The sequence below is a fragment of the Methanocalculus chunghsingensis genome, from assembly GCF_018132105.1.
GTDB lineage: Archaea > Halobacteriota > Methanomicrobia > Methanomicrobiales > Methanocorpusculaceae > Methanocalculus > Methanocalculus chunghsingensis.
The window spans coordinates 13135-32655 of the sequence record NZ_JWHL01000005.1; the positions used below are offsets into that span (position 1 = coordinate 13135).

At 53.2% G+C, this 19521-nt stretch carries 12 protein-coding genes and 1 tRNA gene; 2 read left to right on the forward strand and 11 right to left on the reverse strand.

Features of this window, described 5'->3' with window-relative positions; genetic code table 11:
* Positions 1-49: 49 nt before the first annotated feature.
* The 3 genes from RJ53_RS04870 to RJ53_RS04895 all read right to left on the reverse strand — a co-directional run bounded on the left by RJ53_RS04870 (position 50) and on the right by RJ53_RS04895 (position 11209).
* A complete protein-coding gene (locus tag RJ53_RS04870) occupies positions 50-5278 on the reverse strand; it encodes a cohesin domain-containing protein (RefSeq protein WP_211530500.1) in 5229 nt (1742 codons plus the stop codon).
* Positions 5279-5372: 94 nt separating this feature from the next.
* Entirely contained in the window at positions 5373-10364 is a 4992-nt protein-coding gene (locus tag RJ53_RS11775; protein WP_281412423.1) for a S8 family serine peptidase, read from the reverse strand.
* 77 nt (positions 10365-10441) lie between these two features.
* Positions 10442-11209, reverse strand: a complete 768-nt coding sequence (locus RJ53_RS04895) for a cohesin domain-containing protein (RefSeq protein ID WP_211530501.1) — start codon at positions 11207-11209, stop codon at positions 10442-10444.
* A gap of 95 nt (positions 11210-11304) precedes the next feature.
* On the opposite strand from RJ53_RS04895, the gene RJ53_RS04900 reads away from it, so the two are divergent.
* A complete protein-coding gene (locus RJ53_RS04900; RefSeq protein WP_211530502.1) occupies positions 11305-12276 on the forward strand; it encodes a DUF1616 domain-containing protein in 972 nt (323 codons plus the stop codon).
* On the opposite strand, the gene RJ53_RS04905 is transcribed toward RJ53_RS04900, so the two are convergent.
* From RJ53_RS04905 to RJ53_RS04935, 7 genes are read right to left on the reverse strand one after another with little or no spacing between them, the layout of a single operon-like run.
* Positions 12263-13054 carry a hypothetical protein gene (locus tag RJ53_RS04905; RefSeq protein WP_211530503.1) on the reverse strand — a complete coding sequence of 264 codons (792 nt, stop codon included), beginning with the start codon at positions 13052-13054 and terminating at the stop codon, positions 12263-12265. The two genes, RJ53_RS04900 and RJ53_RS04905, sit on opposite strands and share 14 nt — an antisense overlap.
* The gene (locus RJ53_RS04910; RefSeq protein ID WP_211530504.1) at positions 13051-13500 is read right to left on the reverse strand and encodes a hypothetical protein; all 450 of its coding nucleotides are present in this window, start codon (positions 13498-13500) and stop codon (positions 13051-13053) included. The genes RJ53_RS04905 and RJ53_RS04910 overlap by 4 nt, the downstream gene beginning before the upstream one ends.
* Positions 13501-14739, reverse strand: a complete 1239-nt coding sequence (locus RJ53_RS11645) for a DUF58 domain-containing protein (protein ID WP_211530505.1) — start codon at positions 14737-14739, stop codon at positions 13501-13503.
* 1 nt (position 14740) lies between these two features.
* Positions 14741-15706: an AAA family ATPase gene (locus RJ53_RS04920; RefSeq protein WP_211530506.1), complete on the reverse strand. Its 966-nt coding sequence runs from the start codon at positions 15704-15706 to the stop codon at positions 14741-14743.
* A gap of 11 nt (positions 15707-15717) precedes the next feature.
* The gene (locus RJ53_RS04925) at positions 15718-16620 is read right to left on the reverse strand and encodes a DUF4350 domain-containing protein (protein ID WP_211530507.1); all 903 of its coding nucleotides are present in this window, start codon (positions 16618-16620) and stop codon (positions 15718-15720) included.
* On the reverse strand, positions 16575-18305 hold the full coding sequence (locus RJ53_RS04930) for a hypothetical protein (RefSeq protein WP_211530508.1): 1731 nt from the start codon (positions 18303-18305) through the stop codon (positions 16575-16577). The genes RJ53_RS04925 and RJ53_RS04930 overlap by 46 nt, the downstream gene beginning before the upstream one ends.
* Entirely contained in the window at positions 18302-18568 is a 267-nt protein-coding gene (locus RJ53_RS04935; RefSeq protein WP_211530509.1) for a hypothetical protein, read from the reverse strand. The genes RJ53_RS04930 and RJ53_RS04935 overlap by 4 nt, the downstream gene beginning before the upstream one ends.
* 75 nt (positions 18569-18643) lie before the next feature.
* Here RJ53_RS04935 and RJ53_RS04940 point away from each other — a divergent pair, with 75 nt between their 5' ends.
* The gene (locus tag RJ53_RS04940; protein WP_211530510.1) at positions 18644-19132 is read left to right on the forward strand and encodes a hypothetical protein; all 489 of its coding nucleotides are present in this window, start codon (positions 18644-18646) and stop codon (positions 19130-19132) included.
* Between the two features lie 202 nt (positions 19133-19334).
* Here RJ53_RS04940 and RJ53_RS04945 read toward each other — a convergent pair.
* Positions 19335-19406: transfer RNA gene (locus RJ53_RS04945), tRNA-Gly, on the reverse strand.
* Between the last annotated feature and the right edge of the window lie 115 nt (positions 19407-19521).

Here is a 19521-nt window from a genome sequence, read left to right on the forward strand (position 1 = left end):
TAAGAAAAAAACCGATCAATACCTTCCTCATAATTCACTCCAAAAAAAATTATTGATAGTATCTATCACGCTCACCAACAGTATACCATGCGACATCCCGGGCATCCAGAATTGTTACCATCCCTGTATCCTGAACATCTGCATAGAATCTGTCATTGAATGATAATTGTTTACTACCAACGGTCGACCAGGCAATATCCCGTGCGTCAAGAATCGTCACAGTTCCACTGCCATCCACATCCCCAAGGGGTCTTCCCTCGAAGGTAAGGATAATCTGATCGATCTGACCGGTGTCAAGATCTGAGATCAGAACGACACCTTCGGAGATATAATCCCGGACATCGAATGGACCCTGCCAGCCTGTTACATTACGATAGCTGAATGTCACTGTATCATTGACCAGTGCAGTTCCAAGTGTACGGTTGATAGTCGGCACATCCACTGCAATCGTGGCTATACCACCACTGCTTGAGATGGTCGAGTTGAAGATCTGTTTCGCCGTCACCGCTGCATTCCAGTGGTTTGTGCTCGTCTCACTAATCGTCTCCTCAATCTCTGGTGGCATCACCAGGACATCGCCGGCAGCACCGGTGACGGTTGTGATATGCGGCAGGCCAGTGTCCGTCACAAACTGAGCAGAGTAATCGGTTACCTCACCGGTGTTGACACGGAGCGTGGTATTCAGCCACCGGTCAACACCTGTTCCGTAGATAGCTACGTTATACGTATCCTCGATCCGCTCGATGGTCGTCGTATTGACACCGGTTCCAACACTGATATCATTGACATAGAAGTCCGCATTGACCGGATCTCCATCCTCATCCACGGCAGAGACGGTTAATGTACCAAATCCTCTGATAGTTGCGGTGGCGTCGCCAACGGCCATCCACTCGTCATCATACATCGGGTAGACCCGTGCTTCAACGGTCTGTGATCCGGATTCTCCGAACCTGAGTGGGACATAGAAGTTCTTAATCTCGCCTGCAACAATGCTCGGCTGGGACTCGTCATCAGACCCGGGGTAGACATAGAGCCTGCCTGCTGTCCGGTTAACCATATGCGACAGGTATACCTTTGATACCGGGTCCGACGGATTGCTGAGATAATATGCAGAGTTCTCGCCGGTATCTGCTCCGGTGAAGTTCACACCAGCGCTGATTGGAATCTCAATGATCATCACCGTCTGATTGATATTGCCGGGTCCTGTGTTATCCACAGTGAAGACGACGTCAACATCATCTCCGATCTCGAGGCCTGCCGGGTCAGCAACAGGTATCGTGACATCAAGGAAGAAGTCGGTTGCGATCGGGTCGATGAATACCTCAGGGATGCGGGCAACTTCCCCAAAGGTCGCCCTGGCAACAGAGAGTGGAACCTTCTCGAAACTCTGGACAGCGACAACCATCTTCACCGCATCAGGACCTGCATCAGACTTGCCGGTTATGGCAATCGTTCCGAGCCTGTTTGCAACAGCATCGCCATAGAGGTCATCGACCTGTTGCGGAGTGAGAGTGAATGAATGACGGACATTGGCATTGTCAAACGTCAGCGTCTCCGGTGCACGAATCACATTCCCACCATAATTGACCCCGACGTTGGCGGTGAAGGTAAAGTCAGTCTTCACCTGAAGTTCCATCAGGGTATTGACGACCGCTCCGGTCGCCCGGGTGTTCCCCCAGCGCCCGTTGCTATCATACTGGCTGATAAGGTACCGGAGTCCTCCGGCGATATTCTCATCATCGGTTGAAAGGCCTGACCTGTTCAGGGCAAGGATCGCATAGGCAGTCGCCTCACTCTCTGCATACCAGCCATCCTCCCAGTAGAAGTTTCCGGCTGCATCAGTCTTCCGGTCGGCAATAAGTGCGTCCCGGAGTTCCGGAATCTTATCGTCTATCTCACCGACAAGAGCCTGATCATCGCTGTAATGCTCTTTGATCGCATGTAATCCGAAGATACGGAATGCTAGAGCCTTTGTTGTGGGTGTATCCTTTCCATCGGTCAGCAGATAGTCAGCAGACCTGTTCAGTGACTGGTTCACAAGAACCTGGGTCGCTGGTGTCAGGAATTCAAACTCACCGACGAACTTCTCGGAGATGAAGCCGGTCCATTCATACCGGTTGCTGATGTAGCCCCAGGAGTGCCATCCACCCTCATGGGTTCCTGTTTCAATCTGCTGATCAATCAGCCAGAGGGTGCTTGCACTGAGGTTGATCTCAGTCGTGTTAAAGATATCAACATTCCAGTATCCAGGATCATTGATCATGTCCTTCTTCAGCTCTGAGAAGACGTAATTTGGCTGGAGCGTGTAGAAGAGCGACGGAGCCGATGTTGTACCCCACGCCCATGCTCCATAATCAGCAGTACTGAATCTGCCAGTATCAAGCCTCTGCGGGTTTGCGGTGCTTGTCGCCTTCATCCGGTCAAATGCCTGATCCATAGTTCTCCTGACAGATGCATTCAGCGAATCAGTGAGACCGTCATGTTCGGCATAATACTGCTTCACACGGAGTGCGGCAAATGCCGGGCTCATCGTCTGCTCGGGGCAGCCATGCGGGTATCCGATCAGATATTCAAGACCCTGTAATGTACGCCCTTCTGCACCTGCCGATGCGGTGATGGTGATCTCACGCCCCTCGGAGGGGTTACGGTTGAAGATCTCAAAGTTGATCTCTCCTGCAGCATCAGTTCCATCAAGCGCGGTGGAGCGGAGGACTTTAATATCGACGAAGGGTTCTCTGACAACCAGCGTTCCATTGACAAAGTCAGATTCACCTTTGGCGTCAAGCTCAATTGAGTAGGTAAATGTTCCAAGCTCACGTGGGACGATAGAGTACCAGATCGCCGAGTTCCAGGTGGACTGGTAGCCATAGAATGTCCTCTCAGCAGGATTCCAGTAATTCATCTGGATCGGATTGTTCTGTGTCAGGTCGATCTCTGTACCATCAGGACCCCACATGCGAAGCCTGCCGTTCACCTGGCCTGGCTGGTTGGCTGTGTAGTAGGTACCAAGCATAACAGAGTTGCCCTGGACAACCGAGCGGTTATAACCATAGTACTGCTCCCACCAGCCTTCATTCTGGTTTGTTATCTCCAGATTATAGCTATCAATACGGACCGAGCGGGTTGCTACATTTCCTGCAGGATTATCATCTCCTGCAATCGTTGCGGTCAGGGTCTGCTGTCCGGCAGTGTCCGGCTGCCATGTGTTGACGGTAAAGTATCTGGACTGGTATGCCCCAAGTGCAATCTCATCCTGCTCCCAGAGAACAGCCCCGCCAGTCGTCACATTCGCGGAGACATTGACCGGGGTAGCTTTTGTATTCCAGACCGAGACCGAGAGGGAGACGGTTGAATCAACAGGGCCTGATGTCGGTGCCCAGAGGGATACGCGGGCATCAGTCACCCGATCCTGGGTAAAGGTACCACCGGTGATCTCAAGCTCAAGGAAGTTGTTGTTATCTGTTCTGACAGTGGCAGCAGTGGTCGATCCAAAGTCAGCCGTCCTCCCAGCCTCAGACTGCGCCTGGAACCGGAGTGTTGCCACGGTCGTGTCGGTCGCATAATTGACGTTTGTTCCCTCAACAAGCAGGCGGCCATACCCTGGATTGGTCACTGTCACACCTGTGGCAGGAGCCGAGCCGACATACCTGCAGACCGTTGGATCATACGTGACAGGAATGGAGAATGAACGAACCGGCGCTCCTGCAGAGACGTTGGAGAGGACGACAGGGACATCTTTGATCTCGGCACTTGCTCCGGTGACATGCGGCAGGATTACCGTGACAGGTTTAAATGAAGCAAATTCTGATGTAATCGTCTTGGAAACCTGCCCCTGGTCGGGATAGAGTATCCGCTCAGTGGGCTCTTCCTGTGCCTGGCCCCGGGAGTTCACCTCGACGGTGTAGGTCTTTGTACCCTTCGTCTTATCGAGCTGAATGGTCTCGCTTGCAGTCCAGTTTTCACCGGGTGCAAGGGCAGGGACAGAGATGAACTCATTGACCCCATCCCGTGCGACACGGAGGTACGTCGGGACTGCAGACACATCGCCGTCATTGCTGACACCATAGGTTACCCGGTGGGTTCCAGGGATGACATCGGCATTGATAACAGTCTGGCTCGATGGAAGCCCTTCAATCAGTGTTGTGTCAAGGACAGGAACGAGATCCGGATAGGTGACCCATGCCTGCATCTCGTGATAGTTGTTATCATATCGAATCTCCTCAAACGCCCGTGGTTCAGGGTTGATCTCGATGGCAATCTTCTTCATACCGGTTGAGATATCCACCCCATGCGTAATCTCGAGGACCTGATAGTCAGGACCATCGTCAGCCACCCTTACATGAGTAATAGAAGAAGAAGGATCAAGTGTGATAGCAGTGTAAATTGTAAAATTACTATTAACCGGGATCGTGTACCCCAATAACTCCCAATTCTCACTCCTATCAACAAAGGTCATTCTGATTTTGAAATCCTGATTCACAGGTGCCCGGCCGACATTACGAATAACAAAGGTCGGATCCATCATGATGGTGCCGTTCTTGTACTTCTTGATATGATCCGGGGAGATGATCTCATGGACCGCAAGATCCGGTAATTCGGGTGGCAGGATCGTCACGACGCCGGAATGCATCTTTTCCCAGTCAAAATCAACCGCGTCGAATCCATGACTCCATTCAGCCCAGTTAAAATCAAGCCATGCCTCACCAGACACCCCGGACTCTGCCCTGACTGTGATCAGGACAATATCCTGTGGAGTAGCCCCGATATTCAGAGGTGTCTCTGAAGGTATCGTTACGGCAACGCGAAGGAGACTCTCATGATGGTAACCAGGTCCTGTATAATACTCATACTCCTCCCCATAATCTTCCTCACCAAAGTGGGTAACATTATAGGTCACGAGCGTACCAGAAGGAAGACCGGGAGCCACGACGACATCCTCAATATCCACCATCTCTGATTCAAAGAAGATGAGAAACCCAACCCCTTCAACTCCGGTCACATTGGCAACCGAAACCGGGATATCCACAGTCTGGCCTGCCGGAACCTCATCAGATCCAATCCGGATTGTGGCATCCGAATTCTGATCTATCAGAGCCTGCAGACTGGTAGAATCAGTCTGTTTTGGTACATCTGCACCATATTCATCATTCAGCACAAAATAAGGAGGGTCAGAATACCCCCCCTCTTCAGTATCATTGCCATTTGCCCCGGCATATGCCACTCCGATAAGGCAGCATATGATGACGGCAACAGCAAGAAATCTCTGCAACTCACCCATAATCAATCACTTCTCGACTGTCATTCTGTATATGCTAATACATTTCCCGAATCTACTTAAATCTTCTCTCATTTTTCGCTGATATGGAAAAAAATCAGAGGTCATTTATCTTCCCCACATAGAAGTACGCAATCTTAGCCGCATCATTCCCATCAACTGACCCCGAATTATCAAAGTCCGCCTCGGGATCTTCGGTTGTCAGTCCGGCAACCATCCAGGCGACCTTAGAGACATCCCCGATATCGATCCGGTCGTTCCTGTTGAAGTCGCCCCGCAGATGGACGGAGAGATCTCCATCCTCCTGAATGCGGAAGATTTCATACGCAAAGGTATCTGGAGACCATTCAGCGCCGGTGATCTCTATTGGCGCAGCACCAACCTTCTGGCCAGCCTCAAATCTGATATCGATGATCCCGGTGAGATCGATAAAGTCACGTTCTCTGGTGAGGGTCATCGAGATATCGGCCCTGCCGGTGGTGTTGTCAATATCATAGATCAGCTGGTAGAGATCATCCGCAACCGATGCATTCGGAGTGATTTCAACCAGCTCAACGAGCGTCTGATCAAACGTCAGATTGACGCCAAACGCGATGGCGCCCTGAATCTGTTCGACCGAGATCCCGGTTGTCCTGTTCATACCTGTGGCGATATCAAGGTCACCAACCTGGACACGGCTTGGGACATGGACAGTGATATACCCTTCTTTTGTGATCGTATCACTCCCCTGCTCATTTGTAACGGTCAGGGTCACATTGTACTGCCCCGGAGTCCCATAGAGCTTCACCGGGTGGCGATCAGTTGATGTCGTTCCATCCCCGAAGTTCCACTCCCATGATGTCGGGGTGCCGGTAGATGTATCACTGAACCTGATTGTCAGGGGAGCGGTTCCGGTGGCCGGCACTCCGACGAAGTTCGCCGTTGGTGCAACCGGCTCAGGACCGACAGACTGGACAGAATACCCAGAGAGTGTCGTAAAGACGTGATCCGGCGTTCCGCCACCGATCTCCCAGTAGAGATAGCCGTTCTCCGGGATATACATCTTCAGAGTGGCGGCCCCGTCGGCACCGGTTGTTGTGACATCCACACCACCATACTCAGAGAAGAGAGAGGGTAATTCCTCGTAATATGCATATGGACCGACACTATCATAGGTCAGATAGACGGGCACACCGGCCCGGCCATCCGTCATCCGGACGGTCACATCAACAAGGCCCGCCTGCTCAACAAACAGAGGGGGCGGGTTCTCAACAACGAGCGGGGTTGCTCCGATGAACATCGAATATGACCACCAGTTGCCCTGGCTGTAGTTGCCACGATAGAAGTAATCCTTCATATCAAGGGTGATCAGATACGACCCAAACGGCAGGGCAGCTGCAAACTCACCATCCCCGGTGATAGACTCTGAATGGATAGTTGCAGCCTGCCGGTATCCGTGATCTGAATCCCAGCCCGTTTTCACATCCTGCCGTGAGACCTCAAAGATACCGGGCATCGGAATCGGATCTCCTGCCTGATCAATGATTGTTACATCCCCCATCAGGATGCCATCATCACCCCCAGGAATGTACTCTCCGGTCATAACAGGCCATTCGTACGGCGGATAGACATACGTATACGCATAGGCGTCACCTGAGATGCCAATAACCTGGATACCATTCCCGGACCATTCACCTTCAAACCTGATATCAACCGGGAGGGAGGCATACCCATACCCGTCAGCCCCCGTCGTCACAACGGCAGACTGGTCGCTTGTATAGAGATAGACCGTTCCGGCAACAGGCTCGCCGGTCTCGGGATTCCAGAGCTGGCAGGTGACATTCATCTCGGTTCCCGGCACGATACTCTTCTGATCAGACGAGAATCCGCCAGCCCAGTCACCGCGGATGGAGATCGCCTGGGACGGTATGGTATCCGGGGCGACTGGATGGTGTGTAAACGGCCAGAGATCGACAATGATGAGCGCAATTGACCCCATCATTTCCGAGTTGACCCCACTCTCACCATAGAAATCGCTCCCGGCAATGACGATGCCAAGATATGCACCCTCAGGGACCGGGATATCCGCCTTCCCGATACCGTTCTTCAAGAGATACGGAACGGTGATGAAATCCATCTGCAGATTCTCGATCTCAGCAAGGAGATCCCGGTACCCGGGTGTCATCTGCTCGACCTCTCCTTCAAGAAGCCGGTGCATTTCTACTGGATATTCTGCCGAGAGAGACCGGACATCTGCTTCAGAGAGCCATATGATCGGAAGTTCCCGTGTCTCGTCAGGAGCAGGCGTTGCATTCAGCGGTGAATACCGCTTCACAAGAACGGGTGTGGTACTCTTCGGGGCAGCACGGGATACAACCGGTTGTATCTCCTCTTTGAACCAGTCATCATCAAAGAACGTGACCTCTCCTACATAGAGAACCTCTGATGCATCAGCTATCGGAGAGACTTTCATCTCACCATAATAGGAGGATATCGTCGATCCGTCTATCTCATGCTCGATCACTCCGTTGACCGGCGTGAGCGTCTCATTCACGAACTCTTCCTGCCAGGTGCCGAAGATAAACCGCAGATCACCTGTATACGGCTCCATCGTCACCGGATCAACGAAGGTATACTTCACTGGAATGGTCGAGTTCTGGAGGGCTTCATACCGCTTCCAGGGAGTATCTATCAGCAGAAGCTCCTGCGAATGGCTATTCCGGGTATATATCCATCCCGAAACGACATTGCCATGATCGTCAGTCACCTGATAATCATACTCATATGCAGTCGGAACAAACGAAACCGTCACCATCCCTGAGGCATCCGTCATGACGGTTGTATTCAGAACCTCATCGTCCCCGGCCCGGATAAGGAACTGAACAGGTTCATCCTGAGAAGGAGTGCCGTTCCAGACGATTGCGGTGATAACATTCTCTTCACCAGGCTTCAGGTACTCATACCCAAATCCGGCATGCAGCCGGGGACCATCATAAACCGGGGGAGCAAGCGGCTCTGTTGCATTCACAGCAGCCCAGGCACTCACCCTGCCGTAGCCATAGTCGTTGTCGGGGCCTTCTGGCCCGAGATCGACGGCGGTGCTGGTCAGAATTGATCGGATATCCTCAGGCTCCAGATCCGGGTTCACCTGCAGGAGCAGGGCAGCCACACCGGCAACATGCGGGCATGCCATCGAGGTGCCGCTCATGGTGCGATAGAGCTCCCCATCCCGTGTCGATGCAGAGAGGACCTGTGTTCCCGGTGCAACGACATCCGGCTTGATGATGGTATCCGCACCCCAGCCGACCGGTCCCCGGCTGCTATATGGAGCGATATAATCCTGCATAGACCCGGTTGCACCGACATGAATCGCTGCCGGAGTTGCAGGGCCACTGACCGTCCGGAGACCAAATTCCCCATCGTTTCCGGTGGAGGTGACAAAGGTCACGCCATCGGCGACGATCTGATCGACCGTCTGGGACTGGAGGGATGTTCCATTATCTGTATAATACACAATCCATTCAATGGAAACCGGATACTCCTCTTTCGTCCGGCTCCAGCCATCCTCGGGATCTGCCTCCCACCCGGTATCCCCGGATGCATCATCATAGAACCCGATCTCAGGGATCGCCATCCAGTCAATATACCAGCCGGCATTGATAACTGACCCATCAGTCTCATACCGGAGGCGGAGGTCAAAATAGCTCAGCTGGTACTGGCCATCCTGTTGCCAGAGATACTCTGTGAGATTGGCAGTATAGACACCATCACCAGTACCGGTAAATTCCAGGATGACATCCCATGAAGAGGTCCCGACATTATAAACCTCGAGATACCCAAAATCCCAGCTACTTTCGATATCGTACCAGGTTTCCATTTCAAAGGTTGCCGAGTCAAGAACCCCGACATAGTCCGAGTAATCAAACCTCTGATAGAGCACATTATCGAGGTTATCCCCCTTTCCGGAATGCCAGACCCTGTTGCTCGCATTTATTGAAGGATAGGCAGCATTCAGGGTCCAGTTACCGGCAGGCAGGGCCTCATCACCGATGAATTTCAGCATCACATATCCCGGAGGATTCGGGAAAGAAAGCCAGTCACAATCAACACCGGAATACACAGTACCATCGGGTCGCATCATCGTCAGCTCGAGATCGGCAAACGGAGCCTCTTCACCCATGAGGAGAATAAACGATGGATCATAGCCGTCTCCGTCATTGGTTACCTCAAAGGAAATATCAACGCCTTCGGGGCTTTCACAAACCACATACTCGGAGAAGGTATCATACCATCTGCTCCCTCCACTGTACGAGATCAGATCAGCACCAAGCTCCACAGCCGTTTCAAACCCGGCAATGATCGTCGAGGTTTGTCCAGAACCGTTTGCGTCGAAGACCTTAACACCGATCAGATCAGCACCCGGCGCCACTCCGGTGTAGACCCCCCCGGCACCGGTTCCGGCAACCGTCCCGGCACAATGGGTTCCATGGCCAGCATCATCATAGGGTTCATCCAGATCATTCACCAGATCGACCCAGCCGATGATCTTCCCTGCAAGGTCCGGGTGCCCGGAATCGATGCCGGTATCAACGACCGCGACCGTCACCCCGGTCCCATCGATTCCGTTTGACCAGACATCAGGAGCCTCAATCCAGGAGAGACCCCATGCAATATCATCCTCTGCCGGATGCGACGGATCGATCCATTCGACCTCAGCAGATCCGGGTTTGAAGAACTGCATCTCCCGCTCACCCTTTTCAGGTTTGGTCAGGAGATCCAGTGTCACAATCCGGTCCGGTACGACCCGGGCAACATCCCTCCGGGCGGCGACCTGTTTGACCTGATCCTCGGTGAGGGTCGCTGCAATCGCATTGACAGACCAGAGTGGCCGCACCTCACCCACCCCCATACTTTTAAGGGATGTTACGACATTTCGTTGCGATTCCGCCGCAAACATAGCGAGTTCTGCAGACCCTGCTCCATGAGCGGGCTGCTCTTTCATAACAATAATAACCTGCTGCGAATCACCGGAAAACGGTGCTGCAGACCCGGTTCCCACAAAGAGAAGGAGAACCAGTGCAAAAATAATAATGGCAGAACGTGCAGACATAGAGACCACGTCAGGGCTATATCCACACTCATTGGTTATAATAACTTTTATGAGATCTTTAATATATTATATTATTTTTATTTATATTTCATAATTTTTCGAATGAATGGAATCATAAACAGCCCGGAAATACAGGCAACCGAGAGAGGAGCAGGGGTCGGTTCGGGAACCGCAGGTTCCTCACCCGGTACGACAGGGTCGGAGGTCAGATCCGGAATGGGTGTAACCGTAGGTGCAGCAGTAGACTCCGGCAATGCGGGAAGTTCCACCGGATCATCTGAGGTAAAGAAATCACCGGGATCATAGGTGGTTACAGGAGCCGGACTCGCTACTCCCGAACCTCCCCCTGAGGACGATGGCTGGGATGTGGGTGATGGTGTCGCACCAGGTGCGATGGTACTCGCAATCTCCCCTCCATTGACATCATCAAACTCAATGGAAGCAAATGCAGGAAAGTCGCTCCAGCGGGCATTGGAGAGGCTCAGAGGAGTCGTTCCCGCGGCTACTGATGAAAATGAAACCAGAACAACTCCGTCCGGAGACGCAATTGTCACAGGATCGGGAAAGATGACAAGAACTCGTGCAGTACCCGGAGTATTCATATTGGTCGTCATTGAGACGCCCTGGTAGTCATCTGCCTTGCTGATGGATGCGATCTGCACAATATCGGGATCATAGGCGAGATCAAACTGAATGCTCGTTGCCGATGCAATGCCGGAGACCTTTACCTCCAGGAGAGATTCATCGGCACGACCTGAATCAATCTCAATGACTGATGCCGCATGAACCGTGCCGACCATGACGAGCAACAGACAGACAAGTACGCCAAATGAACGAATATTCATGTAATAATCACGATCTTTTATCCACAAATAGCTAACGGTACAATTCAATCCCGGATATCGGCATCTTTTTTTCCGATGTGATGATAAAGAGATATATGCAATCCCGGCCGGCTGACATCGCAACAGAGCTCCTCGATCCAAGGATCCTCCCGATTGATCTGAAGATAGCACTCCTCTGGATCATCGGAACGGTCAGCTGTATATATCTCCCTTTTCTCCAGAATACACCATTCCGGGTAGCATTCGCCCTTCCCTTCATCCTCTTCATCCCGGGGTACCTCCTCATTGCGGCCCTCTTCCCGGCAGATGACGATCTCGACTGGATAGAGCGGATTGCACTCTCCTTTGGGTTATCCATCGCAGTCGTCCCGTTAATCGGCCTTGGGTTAAACTATACTCCATGGGGGATCAGACTCGACCCGATCGTCATCTCGCTCATCATCTTCGCCCTCGCAATGGCAACAGTCGCCGCGTATAGGAGAATTATCCTTCCTGTCGAACAACGGCTTACAATCCCGTTCAATGAAGTAAAAGAAGGGGTCAGAGAGGAGTTATTCCCGGAGAAGAGCAACAGGCTCGATCGCGCCCTAAGCATCATCCTCATCTGTGCCATCATCCTTGCCATTGGGACAACCATCTATGTGATCGTCGTCCCGAAAGAAGGGGAGAAGTTCACCGAGTTCTACATCCTCGGGGAGAAAGGAAAAGCTGCGGACTACCCGACGAACTTCCAGGCAGGAACGGAACAGTTTGTCATCATCGGGATAGGAAACCACGAGTACAGAAACGTCACCTATACCACACAGGTTTTTGGCTTTAATCAGCAGTTTGATACCAGCACAAATACATCATCGATCCTCTCGTCAATTCCGCTTGGATCCTACCAGATCGAGATCCCACATAATGAGACCGTTGAGCGACGCTTCAATTTCACCATCAACGATACGGAGATTAACCGAATCCAGTTCCTCCTCTTCACCGAGGATCTCCCGGAACCTGGCCTCTCACCGGCAGAACTTGTCAATAGCAGCTACCGGGATCTCCACCTCTGGATCAGGGTGACCTGAGGACGATCCGAACCGATCGATCCTCAGGGTTCATCGTAATCTGATCATAGATCCAGGGTTTTCCGGTCGCCTCAGCAAGGAGAAGACCGGCAAGGCCGCATATCGCACAGGGAAACATCGTGCAGCACTTCGGCGACTCAGCCGCTACTATCCTGCATCCATCAAAGAGGGTAAATCCGACGATCCCGATAACAGGATCCTCTCCCTCGACCGTTGCATGAACCTCATCAGCCAGTTCAAGGCAGACGATGATCGCCTCTTTATATGCTGAGAGGGCAGATGCAACCCCGTCGGGGGTACCGAGCCCGTACTCATCCCGGAGATGATGCCGGAGCGGGAGGGAAAGGGGTGGTACACAGAGACCAACTGATCCCTCCTGGATACAGAGCGAGGTTATTATATCACCCTCCGGAAGCACGGAGAGGCCGGAGGAGGTAAACTGCAGGGGATCGCCATCCCTGCGGGGAAGAATCGCTGCATCCCCGTCGACACCGAGGTCGGCAGCAACCCGGGCAAGGGCGATCCGGGCGCCGGGATCAAGCAGGCCCGCAATCTCCGGTGAGACAGCGGCGCCCCTGTGGAAGGTCAGGAGGAAGAGTCCGGCGATGAAGCAGGCAAATCCAGAGAGGATGAGCGTTGCCGTCGTCATATCTGCTCTGTCCGTAAAGGCAACGAGGCCAAGAGAGGCTGCTGCTGCGATAAAGAGGAGCAGGGCGGCCCTGGCATCATCCGAATCTCCCGGATGGCTGAGCCGGTACACGAGATCAGAGAGGTTCATACACCATCACCCCTGACCGTTCGGGCTACTGCATGTTCCAGGAGGTAAAGGACCCCTGAAAGAAGAACCGCCAGAATCAGAACAATGAGCATCACCCTGAACGGGTCAGTACCAGGGATAGACAGAAGTGCGAGAACCGATCCTCCAGAGAGGATGATGCCCTGCATCCACCCTGACAGAAGGTTCTCCGGACCTGTAGCCAGTGCGATGAGAAGAAGAGCAGAGACTACCATCAGAGGGATCGAGAGGTATCCGACCGCGACAACGAGAGGAATACCGCAGCAGAGCCGGGCTACGCCCTGATCATCATACCAGCGTGAGAAGAGTATCCCGGCAAGTGCCATCGGCCAGGTTATCAGGAGAATCAGATCCCCAAAAAGGAGAGCTCCTCCCGAAACCAGGAGAAAGAGGAGAGCGATAGTATCATCAGGAGAAAAACGGAACATTCAGATCACCTCGACAGAGTCAGGGGAGAGCGATGAGAGAAGATACCCTTCCGGGAGAGATGACGGGATCCGGAGATGGAGAGAGAGGCCGACCCGTCTGGCGGCCCGTGTAACCATCGCAAGATGGCTGAGATCACCGGTACATGCACTGAAGAGGAGAAGGGATGTCCCCCGAGCCCGTGAAAAGGCACGGAGACATTCCTTTTCAAATGCCGGAATCCCCCGGATCTGGTGCACCGCCTCATACCATCGGTTCAGCCTGGAGGCGGCAGGTGCGGCTTTCATCCGGATGGCAAGATCTGACGGTGCAGCGTACCGGTAGAAGTGGTGATCCCGGTATGCGGGAGGGAGATCCCGAATGGCAGCAAGCACCCGGTGGGACTGGCGTTCATTTGGCAGGAACCGCAGCACAGTACCCCCGGCGATGACAAGGAGAGAGACGGAATGGGATACTTTGAGCGTCTCCTCGATGGTGCCGACGGTAAAACCGACCAGCTTCTCATTCTCGGAGGCTTCCCCGGAGAGATCCAAAACGATCATCGGAATCTCGCCACGTTGCGCATACGTCTCCCGGATGATGAGCTGATCCCGTTTCGCCGTCGTCTTCCAGTCGATCTGGCGGGTGTCATCACCAGGCATATACTCACGATATGATCGGACAACAGATCCGGATGGAGAGGTATACCGGCGTGAGGTCGCATCCCCATACCCCAGACTATCTCCGATGGCAAGGACAGGAGAGCCCTGGGGCTGCACCTGGATGAGCGGGTTTTGATCCTCTTCCCGGCCAAGGGCGATCTCTGACGTAAAATAGCTATCAGCCAGTGTCACCACCGCCCCATGGAATGAGACACTTCCACGGGTGATCGCCCTGGTACGGTACCTGATCAGGTCATCCTCCAGGAGATTGAGCAGTGGAATATCGCCGACCGTGGCAAACCCCGGTCCCGGATAATCGAGGAGCGTAGCCTCCATCCCTTTCGGCATCTCGGCTGTTGCTGAAAGGGTGACAGCGATGAGCCCGTACTGCCGTATGATCTTGTTGTCACAGTGCCTTTCTATTCTGATACTCCGGATGACCATCTTCTCCCCGGAGAAGAAGACGGCTGCACGGGAGAAGAGAAAGAGGAGGATCAGCGTTCCGGCAAGCACGCCAGGGCTGCTCCCCATGGCGCCACCCCCTGCCACGGTAAGGATCCCTGCGGCACCGATGGCACGCGAGAGGGATGTTGGCCGCACCTTAAGGCACCTCAACTGATCGGATAATATCACTGACAACAGACTCAAGGGTGATACCGGCAATCTCAGCTTCACGACGGAGGATCATCCGGTGCTGGAGAATATTCGGGGCGATGGTGCGTACATCATCGGGGGTCACAAAATCGCGGCCGCGGAGAGCCGCAACCGCCTTACTCCCTTTATAAAATGCGATCGAGGCACGCGTACTTGCCCCAAGGGAGATATCACCATTCGATCTCGTTGCAACGACAAGATCCCGGATGTACGCGGCGACCCGCTCTTCGATATGAACCGAGGTGACTGCATCCCTGAGGCTGAAGATATCGGCCTTGCCGGAATGCTCTTCGAGATATGCAAAGTACTTCTCCCAGTCAAGCCTTCCTGAACCAAGCCTCACCAGAACCTCAAGCTCCTCATCCGGATTGAGATACTCGGAGGTAAAACTGTACATAAAGCGATCCTTCTGGGCCTCTATGAGCGGGAAAGTTCCTTCAAACTCATAGGGGTTCTGGGTAGCCATCACAAAGAAGGGACTTGGCAGGGAGAGCCGATCCCCCTCGATCGTCACCTGCCGTTCGCTCATGACTTCGATGAAAGCACTCTGTGTCCTCGGATTCAACCGGTTCAACTCATCAATCAGAAGAATATTTGCAAATGCCGGACCCTTCCGAAGGACGAACTCACCCTTCTGCTGATCATAGATCCGAAGGCCGAGGATATCGGCAGGCTGCGTATCAACGGCACACTGCACACGATTGAACGAATAGCCGAGGATCTTTGCATATGCCTTGGCAATCGTCGTCTTCGCAGTGCCGGGAACACCCTCAATAAGAATGTGTCCATCTGAGAGGAGGGCGACATTGATCAACTCGATCAAGGAATCCTTCCCGACGACATACTGATTTAAGAGCGAACGGATCTCATCGCATCTCTGTGCGATCTCTGGGATGGAAATTTCTGATGACATGTATTTCACGTTTAAAGGATCTGCCTGCGGAAAGCGAAGGCCACAACCATCATGAGTAAAAATATGACGATAATGCTACTTATTGGTGCGGATTTAACCGTATGAACAAGATATGCAGGACCATCCGCATCTGCGGGCCGCCCGTACATGGCATCCACCATGACGCTATCGGAATCGAGGAGATTGAAGAGAAGGCGTTGGTTATCATGAAGACGCCGGACCTGCTGCATCGTCGAGGCGAAGAGGCTGGCATCAGCGATAAGGATCACATCCCCGATCTCACTCTTCTCTGATGCCATCAATGTATAGCGCCCCAGCTCCTCACCGGATCCGGGGCTGCCATCGCCATCGTGATCAATCCAGGAGAGGACCGATGTCCGGACGAGCGGCTCACCGCCCTCGATAGACGAGGGACGGTTAAAGACGAGGGTTTCGACACCCTGTAAAACCGAATGGTTCGAACTGACGGTTGCACGAACCGTCCGGGGAGATGCAAACTCCATATCAACGCTCGAAACATTTCCAGGACGGATCCGCATCTCCAGACCCAGTGCCTCGAGAAGCTCGTTTGCACCCCCGTCCTCATCAGCGATGATGACGATCCCGCCTGCTGCAAGAACCCCTCTGACGATCGGTTCGGCATCAGTACCATCAGGAGCGATGAGAATATACCGATCCGGTTGATCATGGGGAGCAACATTCGGGCTGTGGATCACCGCCCCCAGACTTTCTGATAGGGAAAAGAACGCCGCCGTCCCATTCCAGCCAGGATTGAACCGCGAGAGTTCTGCTGAGGTAGCCTGGAGATGCGCCCCTGCAGCGCCCAGTGTCAGAAGGATGAGGAGACAGGCAATAAGAAGAGACGGTCTTATGCCAGCACCTCCCGGAGAAGAAGATACTCTGAGAGGAACCATTCACGTTCCTTATCCTGCGGAATCTGCCCTGCGTAGAGGACCCGCTCATAGGCAGAGAGCCATGCATGCATACGGGTATCAGATGGGAGAGCCACCCGGAGATCGCCTGCCGTCGCATATGAAGGATTCTGCAGCCCGGCAGCCCCGGCGAGGGAGATGAAGAGATGGCGGAGTGCATCCGGATAATCGGATCCGGCAGCGGCATGGTATGCCTCAAGGACGGGATCAGAATCGCTCTCTGGCAGGGGAGAAAGATCCGTTTCGATATCATCGGCCAGGCCCTCTTCGGTATCATCCGGACGCTCTTCCAGGAAGGAAGCCGGGGGGGTGGGAAGGGGACGCCGACTTCTCAGGTACCAGATCCCGCCCCCGACAGCAGCAAATAGCATCAGAACAACCAGAGGATAAAGGAGTATCGCACCAATCTCCTGCCCCTCCTTCCGGGGTGGCACATGAACAAGCACCTCGACACTCCATGATGGTTCAAGGGGATACCGGAGATCATCAAATGCCGCAACGACCCGGTGATCACCTTCCGGTAACCCGAGGGGGCCGGCAAACCGGCCATCCTCATCCGTCGTCAGGGTTGCAACCGGCCTCCCGGCTGAGAGGATCCGGACCGGCGCATTCCTGACGGGGATATCCCCGGAGAGGAGAAGACCACTGACCTTCCCCCCTCCGGAAGAGGAGAGGGTCACGGACGTCGGGGATTGGATAACACGAAACACCGGGACATCCGAGAAGACACCGTCACTGGTCGCATAGAGGGTATGCATGCCGGTCCGGATCATAGCGATTCTCATCCGGTGAAGATACGTTCCATCAAAAGTAACGGTACCATTCCAGAGCAATCTGCTGTCAAGGTAGAGCGCGACATCCCTGCTTCCGGACCCGGTGATACGGCCGGAGATCGTCAGGATATCGCCATACCTCACCTCTGCCGGTTCAACCCCGATGGTGATCGACCGGTCTGCCCGTGGCGGGACGACACGGCGGATTTCGGTAGATCGCTCCTCCTGCTCATCCTCAACACTCGCCGAGACAGCCAGCGCATCTTCGACACTCTGTGTGTAATCATCCGTCGCGACACCGAACCGTTCCGAAACCCCGGCCATCTCCTCATTACGCCCCTCATATGATGATACCGTCTCTTTAATTCTGGATCTGAGCGCTTCCCCCTCATACATAACCGAGTAGAGCATATCCGGGTTATCTGCATCCCGGTACTCGATCTCAAGCCGTTTCAGCTCAGAGAAACGCTGGGTATCCTCAAATAATGAGGTGAGATCCTCCCGGTTCTGCGCATTCAGGCGGCGCCACTCCTCAAGATCCGACTGGGACATATCAAGCCGTATCACCATATTGTCAAACTGGCGAGACCGGGCGAGGTACTCATCAAGATCCTTCTCTGCGGATTCAAAATCCTTCAGATTAATGTTGAGGACGAGGGTGCCGGAACTCGCAAAGATCTCCTCCATCAGCGGGAGGGCAACTCCTGTGGAATCCTGCGAGAGCTGCCTCAGAACCGAAACCCGGTCATGCATCGCGGTAAATGCATCAGATTCGGTGGTGTAGAGGGCAGGGCTCGCGGCATGCGGGGTGATGAGGAGGAGGAAGATGCAGACAGCCACCGCTATAGCCGGGAGTGTCGGCAATGTATGCTTTGAATCGCGTCCTCTTTTCATGAACTGATAATCTCCAGTACTTTATGGGCGACGATGGCACCAAAGAGGATGACGCCGGCGGCGATGATATACCGAAGGCGTTTCAGAAAGAGCGGCCTGATATGAACAGGATCTGCAAGCTCGGCGATGACAAGCATCCCGATGAGGACGAGGACGAAGAGGATCTCAAGATCAGGACTCTCGGCAAGGATCATGAAGAAGATCACGATCCCCATCCAGATGGTGATAGCCGATACTGCAAGCTCCCCTGATCGAATATGCATCCAAACACCCTTTACACAATATATAAGAGACCCAATACTATAATAGTCATCGATACAATCATACAGATGATACAGATGAGATCGACAGTACTTATTACGATCCTCCTCCTTATGTTCCTGGCTCTGCCGGCAGCAGCATTCAGTGCAGACCGCTTCACACTGACAATCGAGGAGAATGGAGATGCGGATATAGAATTTGACTACACCCTCACATGGATTGAGAGGGTCGCCGTCTATCTCAGGATAGCTGAACCTGAGAACGAACTCAGGCAGGCCCTTGAACGAAATTACAACCGCCCGGTCGAGATTAAGGCAGTAACACCGGGATCCGTTCAGTTTACCGTTGATGGACTCTCAAAGGTGAAGGAGACATTTGACGGAACAGTCTACACAGTTCCTGTTCTTGACTTCTCATCTGCGGTCACTGCGCTTGAAAGGTACTGGTTTGCACCCCTCGTAAAGGTTGATCTCTCCCCGGATATCTCAACAGTCACCTTCCCTGACGGAAGAACAGAAGAGTTCAGGAATGTCACCATCATCCCGATGCTGGTGCATACCATATAATATTTTTTTATCATTTTCAGCCAGGTAATGAACAGTCTTCGGATGAAGCTCTCCCCAGGTCATACTGATCACCGGTTGGGGAGATCCCTGCTTCAATCTACTCTCAATTACAATAGCCTGTGATAACTATCTTCAATATGTCCATATTCCGATCTGATAGTTCTGCAGATATCAAATAAAAACTGAAGAGAAGAGGAACGAGTGCGTCGACCGGGACTCGAACCCGGGTTTAGGCGTTGGCAACGCCTAGTGATAACCACTACACTATCGACGCATCGGGGCAATGCCCTGCGACCTAAATAGATAGGATCTCACCGTATTTATTCATATCGAAATCCCCCGAGCATATGATGAAGAGAACTGGAAAATAACATCGCCTCAGAAAAATC

Bases quoted from the DNA above. Each gene is read 5' to 3' on its own strand.
- RJ53_RS04895 (WP_211530501.1), bottom strand. From the start codon at position 11,209: ATGAATATTCGTTCATTTGGCGTACTTGTCTGTCTGTTGCTCGTCATG.
- RJ53_RS04905 (WP_211530503.1), bottom strand. From the start codon at position 13,054: ATGAACCTCTCTGATCTCGTGTACCGGCTCAGCCATCCGGGAGATTCG.
- RJ53_RS04940 (WP_211530510.1), top strand. From the start codon at position 18,644: ATGAGATCGACAGTACTTATTACGATCCTCCTCCTTATGTTCCTGGCT.
- RJ53_RS04935 (WP_211530509.1), bottom strand. From the start codon at position 18,568: ATGCATATTCGATCAGGGGAGCTTGCAGTATCGGCTATCACCATCTGG.
- RJ53_RS04870 (WP_211530500.1), bottom strand. From the start codon at position 5,278: ATGGGTGAGTTGCAGAGATTTCTTGCTGTTGCCGTCATCATATGCTGC.
- RJ53_RS04900 (WP_211530502.1), top strand. From the start codon at position 11,305: ATGCAATCCCGGCCGGCTGACATCGCAACAGAGCTCCTCGATCCAAGG.
- RJ53_RS11775 (WP_281412423.1), bottom strand. From the start codon at position 10,364: ATGTCTGCACGTTCTGCCATTATTATTTTTGCACTGGTTCTCCTTCTC.
- RJ53_RS04930 (WP_211530508.1), bottom strand. From the start codon at position 18,305: ATGAAAAGAGGACGCGATTCAAAGCATACATTGCCGACACTCCCGGCT.
- RJ53_RS04910 (WP_211530504.1), bottom strand. From the start codon at position 13,500: ATGTTCCGTTTTTCTCCTGATGATACTATCGCTCTCCTCTTTCTCCTG.
- RJ53_RS04920 (WP_211530506.1), bottom strand. From the start codon at position 15,706: ATGTCATCAGAAATTTCCATCCCAGAGATCGCACAGAGATGCGATGAG.
- RJ53_RS04925 (WP_211530507.1), bottom strand. From the start codon at position 16,620: ATGGTTCCTCTCAGAGTATCTTCTTCTCCGGGAGGTGCTGGCATAAGA.